The sequence below is a fragment of the Viridibacillus soli genome (genome assembly GCF_016612995.1).
GTDB classification, from domain to species: domain Bacteria; phylum Bacillota; class Bacilli; order Bacillales_A; family Planococcaceae; genus Viridibacillus; species Viridibacillus soli.
Genome location: NZ_JAEOAH010000004.1, coordinates 237,258 through 255,381, shown reverse-complemented (window position 1 = coordinate 255,381; position 18,124 = coordinate 237,258). Strand labels below are relative to the sequence as shown.

Here is an 18,124-nt window from a genome sequence, read left to right as displayed (position 1 = left end):
TCCAGTTTTAACAAGTAAAATTGTACGCATGGTACTCCTCAAATCTAGTAGAAAAAAGAGGGCAACAGCTGGGCTCACCCAAAAATAACCGGATTTTTTTGAGTGTCGAATCCTTGGTATTTCTAAAAGTGCAGTCTCCTTAACTATTCATAAATACGAGCTACTTAAAAAAGTTTATTCGACTTCTTTAGTAAAAAGAACTAAACGAAAACAACTATTGGAAAAGTACATGAACTGAAAAAAGCTGTCCTAAGGTTCGCATCCCAAGACAGCTCATATATTATGTTTAACTCAACTTTGGTAGGTTGAAATTGGCAAATAAGCATTGATATTCGTGTTGGGATGTTTGATGGGACTTCTAGGGTATGTACGATTTAGTAGCTTTTCTAATAAAGAGTTAAAAATTAAAATACATCCTTTCCTTAAATTCAGGACAGGATGCATTTACTTACTAAACTAATCTCTTTACAAATCCAGAGCTCTTTAATGTATAACCAAAATCTAAGTAGAACTTATGAGCATCCTCTCTTTCCGTTCTATTACCACTATTTAAAATAATGGTTTTTCCTCCATTTTCAATAATGAAAGTTTCCGCTTCAGCCATTAGTTGTTTGCCTATGCCCATTCTTCGAAATTGTTGATTTACTACCATGCAAACAATCCTGCCATAACAACCGTTAAATTCGTAAGCAATACCTATATGCAAACCAAGTAACCCGACTACATGATTATCTATCTCTGCAACAAATGTATAATAATCAGGATGCCTACTAACTTTTGCTAATCTCTCGCTCATTTCCGCTTTTGTTGTCTTATAACCTAGCTCACCCATTAAATAGGTTATATCTGTTAAATCATTTTCATTTGCATATCGAATAATAACCACTGCAGCTCCCCCTATTTATTAACTTCTTTAATGACTTCTTTATAAGGATTAATATATCCGCTGTACTCTTCAGTTAAAGTATTAGGCAATTTGTCTACATTAAAATATTGTAAATCCAGCGTTTCTACATCATCTTTTAGCATTTCACCTTTAGCATTTCTGGTTAAAAAAACTGCGGTTACTGAATACAGTTCATCACCATTTGCTACTTTGAAATAATAATCTGTTCCGGAAAATACACCTAGAAGTTTTAAATCATCGATTACTAAGCCAGTTTCCTCCAATACTTCTCTTTTTGCTGTTTCTTCTAAACTCTCACCTAGTCCCATTAAACCACCAGGTAATCCCCAACCACCATCCGAACGGTGTTGCAATAATACCTCATTCATTTCATTCACTATAAGTACAACAGATCCAGGTATAATTAATGGTAGATGTCCGACTAGTTTTCTTATTTCGCTTACATAACTCACTAGTTCAACTCCCTCTCATTCAAAATGGCTTCAATAATCCAGTAATCTCCTTGTTTTCGCAAAATATGTGTGTTTGTTTATTCAATTATACTAACTTATCTATTATTTTGACGTAAGAAAGGTATTTTGAAATATGTAAAGAATTAATGGGAAATGATTTATAAATATTTCAACTGAAGGAGGGCGTAACCTTATAAAACTAAAAGCTACACCTACTTATTGGTATTTTTCTTCTAAGATTAAATCTTCTTGAGCATATTTAATCCCGCTACTTCAAAGCCCAATTCATCATATAATTTTATTGCTCCCGTATTCGTTCCAAATACATGTAACTTAAAATAACAAATTCCTTTTTCTGCTATGTAGTCCTCAATTTCTTTCATAACTGTTTTTCCAATCCCCTTTGAACGCTGTGAATCAAAAATATATATTTCATAGAGGAAAGCACTTTTTTTTTGCTCTTCTATTTTCAACCATACATACCCTATTATGTTCTTTTCTTTCTCAATCATATAGAATTCGTGGTTTATGGTGTGGTAACCCTGTGGCAAAATATTAGATAATTGCTTTTGGGCTCTTATCTTTGGATTTTCACTATACTCATGAACATTTTCTGCAAGTACTTCCGCAAATCGAACTTCTTTGTCTTGTATGTATAAAATGAAATCTTCTTCACTCATTCGTTTTAAAGATTGCATACGACTAACAACCCCATTCATATTCATTTTCCTCCCCTAAATAAGCACTAAACTAGTTTCCTTACAAATCTAGAGCCCTTTGATGTAAAACCGAGATCTAAGTAGAACTTATAAACGGCTCCTGTTGTCTTGTAGTTTAGCTAACCGAGTAAATAGGTTATTTCTGTTTAATCACTTTCAATCGCATATCGAATATTAATCATTAAATCTCCACCTCGATAATCAGTTGTGGCTTTGTAATGATTGATACAGTAAGCATAATCTTCCTTGCTATATTCATTTCAATGATTCTTCCCCAATTGACAACAACTGCTGTACGTCATCAAATATAAAGGTGGGTTGTTCCTCAAGTAATTTGTCTCTTCCATGACTTCCCCAAGTAACACCACAAGAAGAAACTTTCGCAGCTTTTGCCATTTGCAAATCAAATATCGCGTCGCCAATCATAATTGTTTCTGCTTTTTCTAATTGATAGAGATCTACCAATTTTAAAATACCTGCTGGATGTGGCTTATAATGTGTTACCTTGTCAGAACCAATTATATCCTTGAAATATGTATCGATTTGGAGTGTTTTCAAGTTGCGAAGTAATACATCTGATTTTTTGCTAGATACAACAAATATTTGTTTGTTCGCTTGTTGTAATTGTTCTAACATTTCTGGAATATACGGGAAAGCGATTAATGAATCGTTTTCCAATACTTTATAATGTTCGCGGAAGTTTTGCAGTAGCAATTCGAAGGATTCTTCGGTAAATGGTTGTTCAGCCATTTCTTTAAATGACACTTCGATGGGAATGCCCATATAATGTTCAATTATTTTTGCACTTGGAGACTCTAATCCACATTCCTTAAAAGCTGCTTGTGTTGCCATCACACTACATTGCTTAGAATCTGCTAATGTACCATCAAAATCGAAAATATAATTTTTCAACGTAAACCCTCTTTTCATTATTTCTATATTTTTTTACAACATTACTCATTCAAAATATTAACATCACTTAGAATCTTTTTATAACAATCAAGTTTTCTGTACTGTATTACTAATAATTTAACGTATGAAGTATATCGAAAATTTCATCCAACTCATCGATCACATATCTCGTCTCATATGATTCGATAAGATGATCTCGTTTCCAAACGCCTAAAATACCCACATTGAAAGCTGCTTCCACATCATTTATTGGGTTATCACCAATAAATATTGCCTCATTCGGTACCACATGTAATTTGGCTAAAGTGTATTCAAAAATGTCCTTATCTGGCTTTTTCATCCCTACTTCTTCAGACACAGTGATGACATCAAAAATATCTGCAATTCCAAGCCCCTGAATATTTTCTCGTTGAAAACCCTTCTTCCCATTTGTAATCATACCGAGCAGAAAACCTTGTTCTTTTAATTCAACTAGCACTTCCTTGTATCTTGGAAATCCTATCACAAAGTGCGGGAACTGCTCAGTATAATCTATTAGCAATTCATCAACTGACGCATTCAGTTTATATTCTTCGATTAACTGAGCATACACTTTATCCTTCCAAACATTACCTCTTTCATCCAGCTCTACAAATCGCTGAATGAATGGCTCTTTTTCGATATGCTCCCATAAATGAAGAAATCTCTCATACTGATCATCCAAAAACGAGAGCAACGACAAATCCCTATTTAAAATCGTCTCATCTAAATCAAAAATGATGGCCTTCATTTAAACCTCCTAAAAAGATGTATTTGGTCATTCAATTACAATGTTTCATGTAAACCTAAAAGTTGTGCACCATTTTGTACATCAATTAAGCTGAATGCTATATTCACTTCCTACACCCACCAACATTCTCCTTAATTAACATAATATTACCACAAATTCACTATATGCTACTGATGGTTATTACATTTTATAACGTAATGAAAAATGACCACTTGCCTTTTGGCGAATCTACGTTAATGATTCATGTTGAAAATGAAGGCTATGTTAAAGTTCTCGGTTGAATAAACCATAATTATTTATGGACTGATTGTAATTAATGACAAAAGGGGTAATTCAAATGACCGTGGCGAATATATTAGCTGATATTTCTTCTTTATGCAATTAAGACTAAGAAAAAACTAATGCTTATCTTAGCGAGTGTCCACCGAACGTGGGAAACCGCAGATACAATAAGACTATTAAATACCGCATTCTAAGGTGAAAAGCTAAAGCAGGTCAACACTAAAAATGAGCTTGGAAATGTATCTCCAAGCTCATAATATTTTTCTGTCATTTTTTTGCTAAAGCCCCTGTTAGTTCAGGAAATTTTGAAATTTGTTGTTCCTATTCATTAAACCTACTCATTAAAATGGTATTATAGTAATTTCCGTCAGATAGAAGTTTGTCCTTGTTTAAAATACCTTCCACTTCAAAACCATATTTTTTATACGTCATCATAGCTTTTTCATTGGTTTCAAGAACATTCAAAGTCATTTTCTTCATTCCATTTGAATCTGCCCAATGAATAGATTCTTTTAATAAATTTGTCCCCATTCTATATCCCCAGTACTCTTTTAATACACAGACTCCAAATCCCACTTTATGAGAAGTTCTTTTCAATTTGTTCCCTTCACATCTTGAAAAACCTACAATCCTTTGATTAACTTCAGCAACTAAAAATAGGTTACTATTACTTTCTGTATCATCTTTAATTAGTTGTTTAAAACCTGATTCATTTATGTACGCCTCGCCTTTCTCTCTATCTAAATTCTCTGTTTCCCCATCTATCTGCAATCTTATTTCAGATAGGTTTTTCGCATCAGTTTCTATTGCTGACCTCACTATATATCGTAAATTATGAATAAAAAATTCTTTTGAATTAACCCTCATTACAATTTCCTCCCATCAATTCTTTCTTGTACTATCCTACCCTTTAGATGAATAAAAATAAAAGCTGTTTAAATAGCTCAGTGCTCTTCAAGTAAAGCCTCCGTTGATGTAAAAATTACTTAAAAGGAAAATCATATCCTATATAGTTAAATACATTTTTGAATCCTATATTTTCTGCAACTGCAATAGAAGGCTTGTTTGATTCCATACAATCCCAATACGGAACAATATTATTATTTAGACAATCGTTTACGAAAGATTTAGCTATTTTTTGGGCTAACTTTTTCCCTCGATGTCCTTCAATAGTTTCAATGGTTACAGCATGTACATTTCCAACGACAAAACCTGAAAAACAAATACTTACAATTTCATCTTTGTAAATCATACAATATCCTATACCTTCACTTAAGAACGTTTCAAAAGAAGACCAAAACTCTAAAATTTTGGAATGTAAAAATTCAATGTTTTTTATTGAGTAATCATTGTTTTCAAAGAGGGTTTCACAAATTTTCACAACCTTATATCCTTCTTCAATGGCAAGTTCATAGTTGCATTTATAATCATCCTTTTGTAACGTATATACCCTCTGATTCCAACTTCCTAATTTACGGCTTTTAAGCACTTTTTTAATAGTTGTATTCCATTTTCTGTGATTACCAATACCTTCAAACCAATTTAATCCAACTTTTATTGCTTCTGGTATAATTATCTTATCAATGAAATTGTTTAATTCGTTATTGAACCCTTCGTTTTTTTCATCCCCAATAAAGATAAAGCCATCATTATTACCTAACCAAATAAGTCCAGAAGTAGGCAAACCAATATCATCTACAAATACTCGACCTGGATTTACTCCTTCAATTACTGCTTTTGCTTCTAATTGACCTTGCTCATATAACAGTTCTTTACATTTATAGAATTCAAACTTTTTTAACTCTGAAATCATACGTGACCCTCCCTGTTAAACACTAACTTTATCATTTATACAAAATTTTTCCTTTTAATCTAAACTGACCCGTTAGTTTAAGTAGAAATCTTCACAATCTTATATTTATTTTAACATAAATATCTACTTATACCTTTTCTTACATAATTATTTTCTAAATCAACATTTTTCTTTAACATAGCCAAAATGAAAGATAAAAAAAGAAAGGGTTGTCTACAGAAACCCTTCCTATACAGGAAATAAATCAATTCAACTTTGGCTTTGATGGAGTTAACTTAATAATCATTTCAACTATCGTAACAGCAGATATAACAATTATAATTGAGGTTATAATTGAATTTACTTCAAGCCCATATTTATTAAAGGCAGATGCTAAAAGATAGCTTATCACAAAAGAAAACAGCAACACACTTAAAGTACTCCACATTTTATCCATTGCCTCACCTCCTTTCACGCTATGTACTGATACGTTTTTAGTGACTGATCAATTGCATTATACTTACCGAAATGAACAACTTGTTTTGAACCACAATGTATGCAAATATATCCATCTTATTTTTTCCGTTCAGTCACTTCTTGCGGCTTCCCTTACAGAATATGAAGTAGGAGAATGGATAAAGAAATCTTACAAACGATGTTGTTCTTCAGGAATCAGCTTTTTAATCGCTGCTTTTAATTCTCTCTCCGTTAATAAACACATTATAGAACGTTCGTTTTAAACGAATATCAATAAAGTATATTTACATAGATTTGACAAGAGTAAATGGTCCGTTATAGTGGGATTTCTTGTTCAATAATTAATTAATTCAGCTTTTCTTCACCCATTTTCTATAAAGCAAAGAAGCAACCATCATCAAACACGGAATTGTAAAAACCTCACTAGCAAGCAATATGTAATGGAAGATCGAGCTTACAATTCCTGTTGTCAGTTCACTTACAAAATACGAAACAACAGTCATCAAGACGAAAAATACCGCTGTCATATATACATTTTTGCTAAGCCGCTGTACTTTATCTATTTGAGACTCTACATCGGTATAAATCGGTTGAGTGCCCATCGGTGCTACAAAAAAATGTATACCTACCTCTGAACAAACATGATTCCAACCAGCCATTTCAAATAGTTCAAAATACTCCTGATCTTCTCCGTCCTGTAAATGTCGATAATCCACACTATATTGCAGTTCCTTTGGCTCGCCCTTTTGCAGGTTATAACCCATAGGTAAAAAGCTAAATAAATGCCATCCTTCTTTCGATTTCTTCTGGAGCCTTTTTAAATCTCTTTTTTCCGAAAATGCTAATCCATCTGACATCATATACTTTGTTGACTGTTTCATTCTGCATTGCCTCCTCTTAATTCACGCTCTGCCAATGACAGCATTGTTTTACGTCGTTCTATATCTTTTACAAGGATGTGATGCCCCTTCTCAGTTAAGGCATACACTTTTCTTCTTGGATTACTTTCATCATGTAGAAAAATTAAATTTTCATTAAGTAGCTTTTTTATAATCGTGTAAAGTGTTGCAGGACCAATTGTAAATTCGCCTCCTGTTTCCTTTTCTACTAATGCCATCACTGCATAACCGTGCTTTGGTTGCACAAGTGCAGCCATTATATAAAAAACAGAGTCAGTCAACTGTTCTAATGATTTCATATACATACCTCCATATTATATCACTAAGTAATATATCATTTAGTGATATAAAAAAACAACCTCAAATGAGATTGCTTTTTGGAAAACTAGTTAAATTATTATGTATTCTTATTGTAAATAGCCTTTGTATACACTAAATCCATCATACTTTTTTGCATATTCGAGTGACTTATGCTTCCAAACTGCGCTTCACTTGTAATATATTTTGCCCCCTGCGGTAAGGCATATTGGGCCCTTGCTTGAATGAGTGCTTTTTGAATACCTTGTCCCCGATATTCAGACAGAGTTGTTGCAGCCGCTAACGTTGCAATATCATCCTGTACGTATAAAACAGCTATCCCTACAATTTTTCCTTGTAGGGTTGCTTTAAAAAATCTCCATCCCCCTATATCATATAAAATCTCATTATTTTGCTTAACGCCCTCCGTTATAAATTCAGGTAATCCAAACCCTCTTACATAGACATCTGCAAAATCAGTGAACTCCTCTTTCTGCAATAATTCAACTTCGAAGTTTGAAGTGGTTGTTGTATCGACAACTTCCTGTATATCTCCAATAAATGATGCATGAAAGCCTGTCTGATAAAATGAACATTTATGTAATTGACGAAACACCTCTTGGCTCGCATTATGCGGTGTCACCTCAATCTGGAAGCCCATATTCTGCTCGTTATACCAAGTTTCAATATCCGAGAAATAAATAAGATCTTCACCATTTAGATTACGAACAGTATTAAAAGCTGGGCCGGGTATTTGTTGCACTTGAAAAGCAAGCGTTGTGCCGAACTGCTTAATGTTAGATCCTAATGCGTTATTATTTACTATCCTAAAAGCATTTAATCGAGAAATTAATACGTTATTTTCACTTTTCATGATAATGTCGGAGTTTCGTTTCATGTTTTCATCCTTTCTATTATTAATCTAAATTGCTTAACTGTAATAACGTGATTTAATCATACTCACTAATTGATGATCAATTTCTCTTAATTGCTTGGATAGTATTAAAACTTCGATACTTGGAAGTTTTAATACCGGAAAGTCTATCATATTTATTCGACCTTCCATATGTTCTTTATACAGGATTGATTTTGGCATAAATGATATCCCTAATCCATCCTGTATAAATCGTTTTACGACATAAGATTGTGTTACACGAATCGATTTCATCGTTGAGAACTCTTTTTGCAATCGAATTAGCAAAGGGTCCCAAATCGTTGGATGATGGTGAGTAAAAAGAGGATATTGTTCAAAATAATGCTCAATATCTAAGTAAATTCCCGTTTCATCATCATAAGCATCAATTGGCACTGCAAATTGTAATGTATCTTGCAATAATTCTGTTACTTGAATTGTCTTATTTTGAGGCTTGATCAAAGAAATCCCTATATGCGCCTCCCCCATTTCCACCATTTTTTCAATTTGATTTGATTCCTCAACAAGTATTGATACATCTATTTCAGGATATCGCTTTATATAGTCATAAATAACATGTGGCAAAATGGTCTCTACCATCATTGGTGTCATTGCCACAATAATTTGTTCACGATAGCCATTTTTAAACAGTTGAAAGTTCTCCAAGCTGCTCTCCCACTGCTCTTGAATCTTGATTGCTTCACTGAAAAACGCTCGTCCAGATTCTGTTAAAGTCACACGATTTTTTTTTCTCTTAAATAACTTTGTATTAAGCGATTGCTCCAATTGATGAATATGTACCGTCACATTAGGCTGTGACATCAGAAGCATTTCGGCCGTTTGCCTAAAATTACATGTCTTCGCTGCAACAATAAAGGTTCGAATCCATTGATAATCCATCAACACATCTCCACTCAATTAACATTTATAATCATATCAATTAAAATGATTTAATTTAGTTAATTATAAATATTCTGTATATTAATTACAACAGAGGCGCACTGTTACATTTGAAAATGGGAAGGTGATAATATGATCGCTTTAGAAAAAATCAGTCGTAATTTTTCTTATTTTGCGAAAACAGAATGTGCAGGTTCCAGTGACTTATATGAATGTTTATCATATGAAATCGCTAAAGATTCATCATTATTAACGTTAGCTAGTAAGATCCCTCAAGGTCAGCCAATACCGAATTTATTTTTTGCCAGTGTACACTATTTATTAGAAACTTCCGAATCAATTGAATTAATGTCCTTCTATAAAAGCTTTGAATCCAACACGAGAAATCCTAATGAGGCATTTCCTTACTTTAAGAACTTTTGCTTAGAACACGAGGAAATGTTAATCTCATTATTTCAAACAAAACTTGTCCAAACAAATGAAGTCAGACGATGTGCTTATCTATATCCAATCTTTACTGAAATATATGCAAGACACCACAAGCCATTAGCACTTATTGAAATTGGCACGAGCGCAGGGCTTCAGCTAGGCTTAGATCAATATGCTTATCAATATAATGAAGGTATGGTTGTGGGGAAAACTAATTCGAAAGTACTTTTAACTTCTGACAATAAAGGAACAGCTTTACCAGGGTCAATAAAGGAAATCCCCCTCGTTAGTAATCGGATCGGCATTGATTTGCATACAAATGACTTAAATAATGTAGAAGATGTGAAATGGTTGCAAGCACTTATTTGGCCAGAACATACAGAACGTCGCACATTATTTAATGCTGCAACCGAAGTTGTTCAAGATTTAGAAATTGAATTAATAGACGGTAATGCAGTGGAATTACTAGAAGAAATTGTACAAAAAATAAGTCCAAATTCAATTATTTGCGTATTTCACACACATGTAGGGAATCAAATACCTCATGTTCAAAAAGAGCTTCTGGTGAAAACATTACACACTATTAGTCAAGGAAGAGAAATTTATCATGTCTATAACAATTTATTTGATACGAATTTGCATCGTGATTATTTCTTTAAAAATACATTTGATGAACAAGTATTTGAACGTCCGGACGGTCATGCTCGTTGGTTTACTTGGAAATAGATAAAACAAAAGAGGAACTGTATCCTTAAACAGTTCCTCTTTGTATTGGTTTAAAATAAATTCAATATAATTATAGACTTGAGCACTAGAATAAGATGAAAAACGTTAGAACTCATCACAAACAATTTCATATAAAAATTCGCCAAAACTATCTGCAATTGCATCATATTGTAGTCCCATTCCTACTTCTGGCATAAAAGATACAATCTCCGGTTCATCATCTTTTATTTGATGAAAATCCAAACAAAATAATTCACCATTTCCAGGATTATAAATGACTAGTAGATTACACGGTAAACCAACTTCCTTCCTTAAAGTTAACGTGTAACTAACACCGTTCAACAATGAGGGATTCCCAAAATCATCACCCGGGATGCCTAATATTTTAACACCCGAAAAAAAACCTGCACCAAAAGTTAAGAGAAATTCTCTATATGAACCTATGATTTTCAAATTCAGGGCATCTTCTACTCGCTCAAGCAATTCGCTCGATTGAGGACCAATGAAATTAGCTATATCAGCTTCTGATAATAATATTTTTTTAGCAGCTTCATAAGGTGACAGCTTCATATTCTCTCATCTCCCATCAATTTAGATGTTTTTTCAATGCAAATTAGGTTTCACTTTATAGTATTCTATGCTTCAAATATAGTTCTCACTACTAATTTTTCAGCAATTAGTAACTTCTACTTTTTTAAAGATGTTTTCAAATAACGGAGGCTCCGCAAGGTTAGTAGAAATTCTATTTTATGAATATCGTACCTTTTATTTTTTTTGAATGAAAGGCGGTGCTGTAGGTTTGAAATAAAGTTATACCGTTTGTTGCATCGTTTCACCCCTTTGGATATGATTATCCAAAGGGGTGTTTTAATTGAAAAATAAATCTATTTCATTTAGAAATAAAACTCAAACTCATGCAAAGCCTTTAATTAGAAAAGCGATACTTTGCATGAGGAAAAATATTTAATCGCTAGATACTATTTCTAATATTTTGGCTTTGCACCTTATTTATGTTAAATCGAAATAAGGAGCGAGCAAATTTGAATTATATAAATGCTACAAAAGTATTACCAAAAGAGCTATTGGCAGAAGTTCAAAAATATATACAAGGGGAAACTTTATATATTCCAATACAACAAACCACTCGAAAAAAATGGGGTTCTGTTAGTGGTATACAAAAGCAACTGAATCATCGAAATCAAAAAATTCGAGAAAACTTTGAGAATGGAATGAACATCCAAGAAATATCTGAAAAGTATTTTTTATCAGTTGAAACAATCAAAAAAATTGTTTATGCAAAAAAAGAAATAAAATAATTGATATGGCTAGTCTGGGGAATTATTAAAATAATACACCAGATAGCCTTTTTGTTTTTTAAAAATCTAAAATATGATGTCTAATTACAAATCAGTATGGGTATAAAGTATTATTAGGCATTAAATGTTTCATTACTATTCTTTATCTATCCTTACTAATAATTATGATGTAATCTTAAAAACAAGTAATGATTGTTAAGTGTTTGAATAAATAATTTATGGAGGAGATATAATGAATTTAACAAGTGAAAGAATTTACCTTCGCTCTTTAAAAGAAACAGATGCACCTCTTTTATTAGCGAACACAAACGATAAAGAGATAAGATATATGACAGGCACAAAATCTACATTTACATTGGAACAAATTCAACAGCACATTAAAAATTTAGATGAAGATCCGTCACGCTTTGATTTAGCTATTTGTTTAAATGAAAATGACGAAATGATTGGAGAACTATCTATTTCTGATATAGAAAAGGATAATAATAAGGCAGGGTTTAGAATTTCAATGTGTTCTATTGAGTTAACTGGTAAAGGCTATGGTACTGAAGCTATTAGACTGGTCTTAAAATTTGTATTTGAAGAATTGAAATTAAATCGTTTACAGTTAGAAGTATTCAGTCATAATAAACGTGGGATCAAAGCTTATGAAAAGACTGGATTTATAAGAGAAGGGATTTTGCGCGAGTCTTTAAATTATAATGGACATTATTCTGATGAAATAATAATGTCTATACTTAAAAGTGACTATGGAAAATTGGAAGATGTTACTTTAACGTAGTAAAGGTTCGTACTTTTATTTGAAAATAAGACAGATATGAAACAATGAATGATAGTTTTTAATCAATCTTTTTTACAAAATTTCACTACATACTAAACCAAACTCACACATTTTGATCAAACTTTGTTCAAAACGCGTGGGCTTCTTCAATATATAAAATCATTATTTGCAGCTTACTTTTGATCAAACTTTATTTCAAAGATACATGTGCCTTTGAATCAGTATTCCTTTCCTTTTGCCATTCCACTTAAGCTATTTATCAATAATAAAAAACGAGTGACCCTAACACTCATTTTTCAATAATCCGAAGAGCCCCTCACTATTGTTTTTTTGATTTAAAATTAGCAAGCAACTAAAAAATATAGTAACATACGTTAATATTGAACATAAAAAAACCATTTTGAACGGTAAATAACACCCTAATCAACACAACTGCTAAATTATATTAATAAAATAAAACACAAGCCTTAGTCTGAATTGAGACTAAGGCTTGTGCGCTAAGAATGGTAGTTGTTATATCCATTCGTATTATTGAATTGCCATTTCCATGAAACTGCACACATCTCCTCTAGCCCTCTTTTAACAGTTCAATTATTACCTGCATCACCAGTAACAAAAATATCCATTTTATAACACTAAAAGGATTTTGCCTGAGATTCTATTTACGTAGAATCAATAAAATTTCGAGTTACTTTCCACAGCTTTAGCTATGTCAGGAGGTAATTGATCAATATTCGATTGTAGTCGTTTTAAAGCTTCACGGCCTAAAATACGCTTGCTTTCGTTATAATAAGCACAAATCGAAATTTCATAATCAAAAAGATAGTCATATACTTGATAATTTATAAAGAGAATGTCATCTTTTGGGAAAGGGATCTCTTTTCCTTGCAAAGCATACATCAAACCGAGGTTATTATTGGATTTAGTACGATGAATTCGAGCTAAAGCATACAAAGATTCCGCTCTGCTCGGTCGGTATTCCCAAGCCTTTTGAAAATAAAAAATAGCTAGAGCCATAGATTGTTCTTCTTGCTGTTTTAACTGCTCAATAATGTGTAGACCATCTACTAATTTATTTCCTTCTGAATTTTGAACTTTCTGTTTATTAATAGCGTTATTTGCTAACCGTTCATAACTCAGCCCTATTTGAAAAAGTGCATAAAACACTTCTTCTTCCCATCCACCAGCTTCTACTCTTTTTTTATACCAGTGAATCGATTGTTCATGTTCGTTGAGGCAGGAATAGGTCTGTGCTAAATAAAACATATAGCGTTGTATTAAATATGGAGGAGTTGTTGGGTCAGAAATTCCTTCTAATAATAATCGTTTATCTCGTTCAAATTTATCAGCCCTACTACCACCATCTGCTTGATCTTGAATCATTAATCCATCTAATTTTCCAGTTGACCCTATATTTATAGCATTCTTAAGTTCTAACTTTTCACGATTCAAATCCCAATATTCATGTGTAACCCCGACAGATTTCCAAGGGATTGAAGTTTTCAAAAGTCGCTTTAACCAATATTTTAAATGACCATCAGATTGGGGCGTAAGATATTGATCATGTGCTAAAGCACGCTTATCAAAATGAGGCTCAACAGTTAAAATCATATCCGCATCAAGCAGCAACAAATAATCTGATTCGGGATACGTTTTTTGCGCAAGCTCTGCAGATAACGTTCGATTATAGCCGAAATTTTTAAACGGCTCACGGTGGACGGTACAAGGCATATTATTTTTTTTACACCAATCTTCAATGATCTCAACAGTTTGATCCGTAGAACCTGTATCACAAATCGAAACATAATCGATAATGGATTTAGCACCATTTAAACATCTTTCTATAATTTTCGATTCATTTTTTACAATCATACAAAGACATAATTTCTTTTCAATTGCACTTTTATTCATCTCTTAAATAGATCCCCCTAATTAAATAAAAATATATTTATTACTCCATATCTGGACAATCTATAGCAAACAAATAAATTACACTCTGTAATATCATATGTATTTTGCTACTAAATGGTGAGACGTTCCACAATTAAATTATGAGATTATAAGTGATTACACTTATCAGATGTCGACGTTTTTAAATCCTTATTTTATGGCATATAAAAAGAATCCATTTTGAAATTCATTGGTCAACATGGATTCTTTCCTTAGTAATAGCTAAATTTACTTATTTACATCATTTTCATATTCAATCAATATGTTATTTATATTTCCTTTTCCATTCATGTACTTTACAAAGTAATCTGCTCCGGCTGATTTAATTTCATTATATTTTGGCCCTTTAAATTCAGCGTTATCAATTAGCGCCCCAGGTTGCTCATATACTGGTGAGAAGTCATATCCGTGTTTTTTCATGAGACGTTTTTTCATATCACCATCCCAATAACTAGGGAAAATTGAAGCATTAGCTAACAATTCAGCAAATTCTTTACCCTGTACATATTCTAAAAATTTTACTGCTTCATCATTGTTACTATACTTAGAAATGGAAAAAAGAGAATCCGAAAATGCAAGACCACCTTTATTTTCTTCAAATATTGGCATGCCGACTAATCCCCATTGCGACTTATCAAAATCTCCATAAAACTCAAGAAATTTAGTATCTACAAGTTTACTTAAAGGTAAAACAGCCATTGCTACTTCGCCCTTTACAAATTCTTCTCCGGTTACTTTTAAGTTATCTTTATAGAGGTTAGTAAAAATCTTCCAATATTTTCTATTTAATTCATTATTAAGTATTGCTTTTCCTTTTTTGTTTTTGAAGTTGCCAATTGGTTCACTTAAGTTTTGATATAAGTAGTAAAATTCATGATCAGAAGTAGGAAAACCTAGTGTAATACCTTTAAAATTCGACTTCACTTGAATTTCTTTAGCCAGGGTACTTACTTCTTCCCAATTCATACTATTTCGTGGTTTGTCTACTCCAACCTCTTTAAAAATATCTTTATTATATACTAGTACATAATCATGAAAAGAAGGAGCAACTGCATAAACAGCTCCTTCACCAGCAAGTTTTATAGGTTCCAAAATAGCGGTTGCTATTTTTTCAATCAAAGCTTCATCCAATAGTGCACTCAAATCTTTTATACTACCTTTTTCAACCAAACCATTTAAATAATCTGGTGTGAAACCATAAACTAAATCAACATCCTTATTTTTTTTTAAGTATTCATCAATCACCACATCTATATCGTCCCAATGAGAAGGTACGTCATTAGAATTAGGGAATACCGATTTAGTTTTTATATCATTATCATAACCTTTACTGTATACATTCTTAATTGTTTCTTCGTATTCGGGAACTAACGTGGCAATTACTAGTGACTTTTCTACGGACACTTTAGGGCCTTGCTGAGAGCATCCAGTTAAAACTAAAAGTACTGATATGAATAACGAAGCATATATTGCTAATTTATTTGGCATAATTACCCCCCCTTTTTCTTTATTCTACTAAAATATAGTCATACTGTAAATAATTCCTATTTAAAATTATTATATGCTAAAAATGTTATATAATGTGTAATTAGGTTAATGCATTGGGAGGGAGAAATATGAATTATTATGTTTCTGTTTTTACGAAAAATATAGCAATGAACTGAAAACGATACTATCAATTGAAGAATAACTAATAACTGCAACTCTAAAATGATTGTAGAGATTATTTTAGTAAAAAGTGTTTTTATAATCCAAACATTAAGTAATCCAAAAATAAAAAGTATCCCCGTTCTCCAAAGTATCAAAACTGCAGTAAGACCTGGAGGAGGGGATAATAATGACAAAGAAGATGAGGAAAGCCGTGAGGATCTGCTACCATGTGCTTGAAGTAGCAGGTAGTATTTCATCTATATATAGGACTATACATAGCATTAATGTAACATCAGGAAAATCCTACATATAAAGTTAACCATTTTATATGTAGGGTTATTTTGATTAATAATCGTAAATATTGAATAAAAAATAGATACAATGATTAAATTTATGAGAGATGGTGTGTGTAATGAGTAGCGTAAAATGGTAAGACTTCCAGCCAGCAATTTCTTAACCTTAGTCCTTTAGATTACGATATTGCCGTGCCTAAGGACAATCAGCTTGTCAAATGAATGAACTTGTCGGTTTTTCATTCGTTTATGAGGAATTACACAATAATAATGTTTCCATAACAGTCGCAATGCAGTGCAATCTATTCGCATGTTTAAAATTTTTTTTACTCAAATCGATTTTTGACTTATCAGATATCGACGTTGTTTAACACTCTAAATATGACATGTCCTTTAAATATTTCTTAGATATGGCGCCAGAAGACCCCGTCATCAATCCCAGTTCATGATGTTTAGTGTGGTAACTTACATTTTACACGGAATCGCTATGGAAGTTTTCTATTTTGTCTTGGTGCTGCACTTAATATTACAACTCGTCGAAAATAGAACGTAAATATTTCAATTGCATCTGCTTCATTGCGAACGTAAATATAAGCAAAGCGATATAAAGCATCTTGTTCATTTTCTATTAAGTATTGAAATGCAGAATGGTCACCATTTCTAGCTGCTATGATCCGTTCTTCTTTTTCGCTCAAATGTTTTGCGCCCCCTTCCCTATCTATTAGATAATTGACAAGCCTAAAACGATTCAATTATTTTACATATTTTATTTTCGTAATAAAATATGTACTACTTTTCTATTACAATTTTCATTTCCATTCATTCAAGGAAAACACATGATTTTTCTTGAATCCACCGCCCATTTCATCATCTTGAGCTCGTTGTACAATTAATACCTTACCCTCATTTAAAAGCACACCTTTAACAGCAACAACATTTTTATTTGCATTTGTCATTTTTAACGCCTTAGCAATCAAATATATAAAAGAAAAAAACAAAAGGATATCCCATTTGGAATATCCTTTCATCTGTTCAGTAATAGTCATACTGATAAAATAAACCTCGAACATAGTAAATTTATTAGACAATAGACTTCATAAGAGAAATAAGCTGATCTTCTTGTTCTGTATTTACTGCTACTTTATTTTTTCCAACCTTGCCACACTTCACACATTCATGGACTAACTGATACCCCTTTTTACTCGAATACTCCATACCAATAGGGGCCATCAATCCTTTACATTTACTAGCCCGGTCACCTGGTTTATCATCCATATGCTTAGAATATAAGCAGTACGGACAATGATTGCGAAAGCTCCCGTTTGTTAATGGTTCAATTTGCGAGCCACATTGCTCGCATTGAAATGCTGTATTTTCTGTTTTTCTGCTCACGTGCCATTCCTCCAAGATGTTATTTTCATCTATGGAGAAAGGGTTCCGTTCGTTTTTACTACAAACTGTAGCTTCAGGCTTTTGAAAAGAATGGACTCATTCACCGCCTCGATTTACGAAGCGATTACTTCTAGTTCCTGCTTCACTAGAGCTTTTTTCATCTCAAGATCCGAACCTCGATTGACTTTATGTATTTGTATCAACCACTGTAGGACAGTCAACGCCACCCTCCACTAGTAGGTGTTCTTTTTCAATCACTGACAAAGGC

The 18,124-nt window shown here is 32.5% G+C and carries 22 protein-coding genes and 1 pseudogene; 5 read left to right on the top strand and 18 right to left on the bottom strand.

Going from position 1 to position 18,124, the window contains the following annotated elements:
• Positions 1-451: 451 nt before the first annotated feature.
• From JFL43_RS05105 to JFL43_RS05050, 12 genes are all read right to left on the bottom strand, one after another.
• Positions 452-886, bottom strand: coding sequence for a GNAT family N-acetyltransferase (locus tag JFL43_RS05105; RefSeq protein ID WP_325166631.1), 435 nt, complete (start codon positions 884-886; stop codon positions 452-454).
• A gap of 11 nt (positions 887-897) precedes the next feature.
• The gene (locus JFL43_RS05100; protein WP_200748203.1) at positions 898-1,359 is read right to left on the bottom strand and encodes an NUDIX hydrolase; all 462 of its coding nucleotides are present in this window, start codon (positions 1,357-1,359) and stop codon (positions 898-900) included.
• A gap of 239 nt (positions 1,360-1,598) precedes the next feature.
• Entirely contained in the window at positions 1,599-2,057 is a 459-nt protein-coding gene (locus JFL43_RS05095; RefSeq protein WP_200748202.1) for a GNAT family N-acetyltransferase, read from the bottom strand.
• A 276-nt stretch (positions 2,058-2,333) separates the two neighbouring features.
• Positions 2,334-2,990 (bottom strand): HAD family hydrolase, encoded by a 657-nt coding sequence (locus JFL43_RS05090; protein WP_267907755.1) that lies wholly within the window; start codon positions 2,988-2,990, stop codon positions 2,334-2,336.
• Between the two features lie 109 nt (positions 2,991-3,099).
• Complete coding sequence (locus JFL43_RS05085) at positions 3,100-3,759, bottom strand: HAD family hydrolase (protein WP_200748200.1); 660 nt, start codon at positions 3,757-3,759, stop codon at positions 3,100-3,102.
• Positions 3,760-4,362: 603 nt separating this feature from the next.
• A complete protein-coding gene (locus JFL43_RS05080) occupies positions 4,363-4,908 on the bottom strand; it encodes a GNAT family N-acetyltransferase (protein WP_200748199.1) in 546 nt (181 codons plus the stop codon).
• 115 nt (positions 4,909-5,023) lie between these two features.
• Positions 5,024-5,854, bottom strand: coding sequence for a GNAT family N-acetyltransferase (locus tag JFL43_RS05075; RefSeq protein ID WP_200748198.1), 831 nt, complete (start codon positions 5,852-5,854; stop codon positions 5,024-5,026).
• Positions 5,855-6,098: 244 nt separating this feature from the next.
• On the bottom strand, positions 6,099-6,290 hold the full coding sequence (locus JFL43_RS05070; protein ID WP_200748197.1) for a hypothetical protein: 192 nt from the start codon (positions 6,288-6,290) through the stop codon (positions 6,099-6,101).
• A gap of 370 nt (positions 6,291-6,660) precedes the next feature.
• On the bottom strand, positions 6,661-7,191 hold the full coding sequence (locus JFL43_RS05065) for a DUF2812 domain-containing protein (RefSeq protein WP_200748196.1): 531 nt from the start codon (positions 7,189-7,191) through the stop codon (positions 6,661-6,663).
• A complete protein-coding gene (locus JFL43_RS05060; RefSeq protein ID WP_100797744.1) occupies positions 7,188-7,508 on the bottom strand; it encodes a PadR family transcriptional regulator in 321 nt (106 codons plus the stop codon). The genes JFL43_RS05065 and JFL43_RS05060 overlap by 4 nt, the downstream gene beginning before the upstream one ends.
• A 98-nt stretch (positions 7,509-7,606) precedes the next feature.
• Positions 7,607-8,404, bottom strand: a complete 798-nt coding sequence (locus tag JFL43_RS05055) for a GNAT family N-acetyltransferase (RefSeq protein WP_200748195.1) — start codon at positions 8,402-8,404, stop codon at positions 7,607-7,609.
• Positions 8,405-8,437: 33 nt separating this feature from the next.
• On the bottom strand, positions 8,438-9,319 hold the full coding sequence (locus JFL43_RS05050; protein WP_200748194.1) for a LysR family transcriptional regulator: 882 nt from the start codon (positions 9,317-9,319) through the stop codon (positions 8,438-8,440).
• 132 nt (positions 9,320-9,451) lie between these two features.
• Here JFL43_RS05050 and JFL43_RS05045 point away from each other — a divergent pair, with 132 nt between their 5' ends.
• Complete coding sequence (locus tag JFL43_RS05045) at positions 9,452-10,474, top strand: DUF2332 domain-containing protein (protein WP_200748193.1); 1,023 nt, start codon at positions 9,452-9,454, stop codon at positions 10,472-10,474.
• A gap of 105 nt (positions 10,475-10,579) precedes the next feature.
• Here JFL43_RS05045 and JFL43_RS05040 read toward each other — a convergent pair whose 3' ends face one another.
• Positions 10,580-11,044, bottom strand: a complete 465-nt coding sequence (locus JFL43_RS05040; RefSeq protein ID WP_200748192.1) for an SMI1/KNR4 family protein — start codon at positions 11,042-11,044, stop codon at positions 10,580-10,582.
• A 470-nt stretch (positions 11,045-11,514) separates the two neighbouring features.
• On the opposite strand from JFL43_RS05040, the gene JFL43_RS05035 reads away from it, so the two are divergent.
• Positions 11,515-11,790, top strand: coding sequence for a CD3324 family protein (locus JFL43_RS05035; protein WP_100797749.1), 276 nt, complete (start codon positions 11,515-11,517; stop codon positions 11,788-11,790).
• Between the two features lie 232 nt (positions 11,791-12,022).
• Positions 12,023-12,571, top strand: a complete 549-nt coding sequence (locus JFL43_RS05030) for a GNAT family N-acetyltransferase (protein ID WP_200748191.1) — start codon at positions 12,023-12,025, stop codon at positions 12,569-12,571.
• Between the two features lie 672 nt (positions 12,572-13,243).
• Here JFL43_RS05030 and JFL43_RS05025 read toward each other — a convergent pair.
• Positions 13,244-14,482: a glycosyltransferase gene (locus JFL43_RS05025; protein WP_234447597.1), complete on the bottom strand. Its 1,239-nt coding sequence runs from the start codon at positions 14,480-14,482 to the stop codon at positions 13,244-13,246.
• A 267-nt stretch (positions 14,483-14,749) separates the two neighbouring features.
• Entirely contained in the window at positions 14,750-16,009 is a 1,260-nt protein-coding gene (locus JFL43_RS05020) for an ABC transporter substrate-binding protein (RefSeq protein ID WP_200748190.1), read from the bottom strand.
• 349 nt (positions 16,010-16,358) lie between these two features.
• Between JFL43_RS05020 and JFL43_RS23005 the strand changes: the two genes are divergently transcribed.
• Entirely contained in the window at positions 16,359-16,484 is a 126-nt protein-coding gene (locus JFL43_RS23005; RefSeq protein ID WP_267907754.1) for a hypothetical protein, read from the top strand.
• 166 nt (positions 16,485-16,650) lie between these two features.
• A pseudogene (locus tag JFL43_RS05015) lies at positions 16,651-16,910 on the top strand (transposase); the annotation flags it as partial.
• A 39-nt stretch (positions 16,911-16,949) separates the two neighbouring features.
• Here the strand turns inward: JFL43_RS05015 and JFL43_RS05010 are convergent.
• The 3 genes from JFL43_RS05010 to JFL43_RS05000 all read right to left on the bottom strand — a co-directional run bounded on the left by JFL43_RS05010 (position 16,950) and on the right by JFL43_RS05000 (position 17,856).
• Positions 16,950-17,159, bottom strand: coding sequence for an RNA polymerase sigma factor (locus JFL43_RS05010; RefSeq protein ID WP_200748189.1), 210 nt, complete (start codon positions 17,157-17,159; stop codon positions 16,950-16,952).
• Positions 17,160-17,273: 114 nt separating this feature from the next.
• A complete protein-coding gene (locus JFL43_RS05005) occupies positions 17,274-17,510 on the bottom strand; it encodes an NUDIX hydrolase (protein ID WP_200748188.1) in 237 nt (78 codons plus the stop codon).
• A gap of 34 nt (positions 17,511-17,544) precedes the next feature.
• Positions 17,545-17,856, bottom strand: a complete 312-nt coding sequence (locus JFL43_RS05000) for an RNHCP domain-containing protein (RefSeq protein ID WP_200748187.1) — start codon at positions 17,854-17,856, stop codon at positions 17,545-17,547.
• Positions 17,857-18,124 lie beyond the last annotated feature (268 nt).

Excerpts from the sequence above, each read along its gene's own strand:
- JFL43_RS05080 (WP_200748199.1), bottom strand. The coding sequence starts at position 4,908 with ATGAGGGTTAATTCAAAAGAATTTTTTATTCATAATTTACGATATATA.
- JFL43_RS05020 (WP_200748190.1), bottom strand. The coding sequence starts at position 16,009 with ATGCCAAATAAATTAGCAATATATGCTTCGTTATTCATATCAGTACTT.
- JFL43_RS23005 (WP_267907754.1), top strand. The coding sequence starts at position 16,359 with ATGACAAAGAAGATGAGGAAAGCCGTGAGGATCTGCTACCATGTGCTT.
- JFL43_RS05070 (WP_200748197.1), bottom strand. The coding sequence starts at position 6,290 with ATGGATAAAATGTGGAGTACTTTAAGTGTGTTGCTGTTTTCTTTTGTG.
- JFL43_RS05085 (WP_200748200.1), bottom strand. The coding sequence starts at position 3,759 with ATGAAGGCCATCATTTTTGATTTAGATGAGACGATTTTAAATAGGGAT.
- JFL43_RS05025 (WP_234447597.1), bottom strand. The coding sequence starts at position 14,482 with ATGAATAAAAGTGCAATTGAAAAGAAATTATGTCTTTGTATGATTGTA.
- JFL43_RS05050 (WP_200748194.1), bottom strand. The coding sequence starts at position 9,319 with ATGGATTATCAATGGATTCGAACCTTTATTGTTGCAGCGAAGACATGT.
- JFL43_RS05005 (WP_200748188.1), bottom strand. The coding sequence starts at position 17,510 with ATGACTATTACTGAACAGATGAAAGGATATTCCAAATGGGATATCCTT.
- JFL43_RS05055 (WP_200748195.1), bottom strand. The coding sequence starts at position 8,404 with ATGAAACGAAACTCCGACATTATCATGAAAAGTGAAAATAACGTATTA.
- JFL43_RS05065 (WP_200748196.1), bottom strand. The coding sequence starts at position 7,191 with ATGAAACAGTCAACAAAGTATATGATGTCAGATGGATTAGCATTTTCG.
- JFL43_RS05095 (WP_200748202.1), bottom strand. The coding sequence starts at position 2,057 with ATGCAATCTTTAAAACGAATGAGTGAAGAAGATTTCATTTTATACATA.
- JFL43_RS05060 (WP_100797744.1), bottom strand. The coding sequence starts at position 7,508 with ATGAAATCATTAGAACAGTTGACTGACTCTGTTTTTTATATAATGGCT.
- JFL43_RS05040 (WP_200748192.1), bottom strand. The coding sequence starts at position 11,044 with ATGAAGCTGTCACCTTATGAAGCTGCTAAAAAAATATTATTATCAGAA.
- JFL43_RS05075 (WP_200748198.1), bottom strand. The coding sequence starts at position 5,854 with ATGATTTCAGAGTTAAAAAAGTTTGAATTCTATAAATGTAAAGAACTG.
- JFL43_RS05045 (WP_200748193.1), top strand. The coding sequence starts at position 9,452 with ATGATCGCTTTAGAAAAAATCAGTCGTAATTTTTCTTATTTTGCGAAA.
- JFL43_RS05030 (WP_200748191.1), top strand. The coding sequence starts at position 12,023 with ATGAATTTAACAAGTGAAAGAATTTACCTTCGCTCTTTAAAAGAAACA.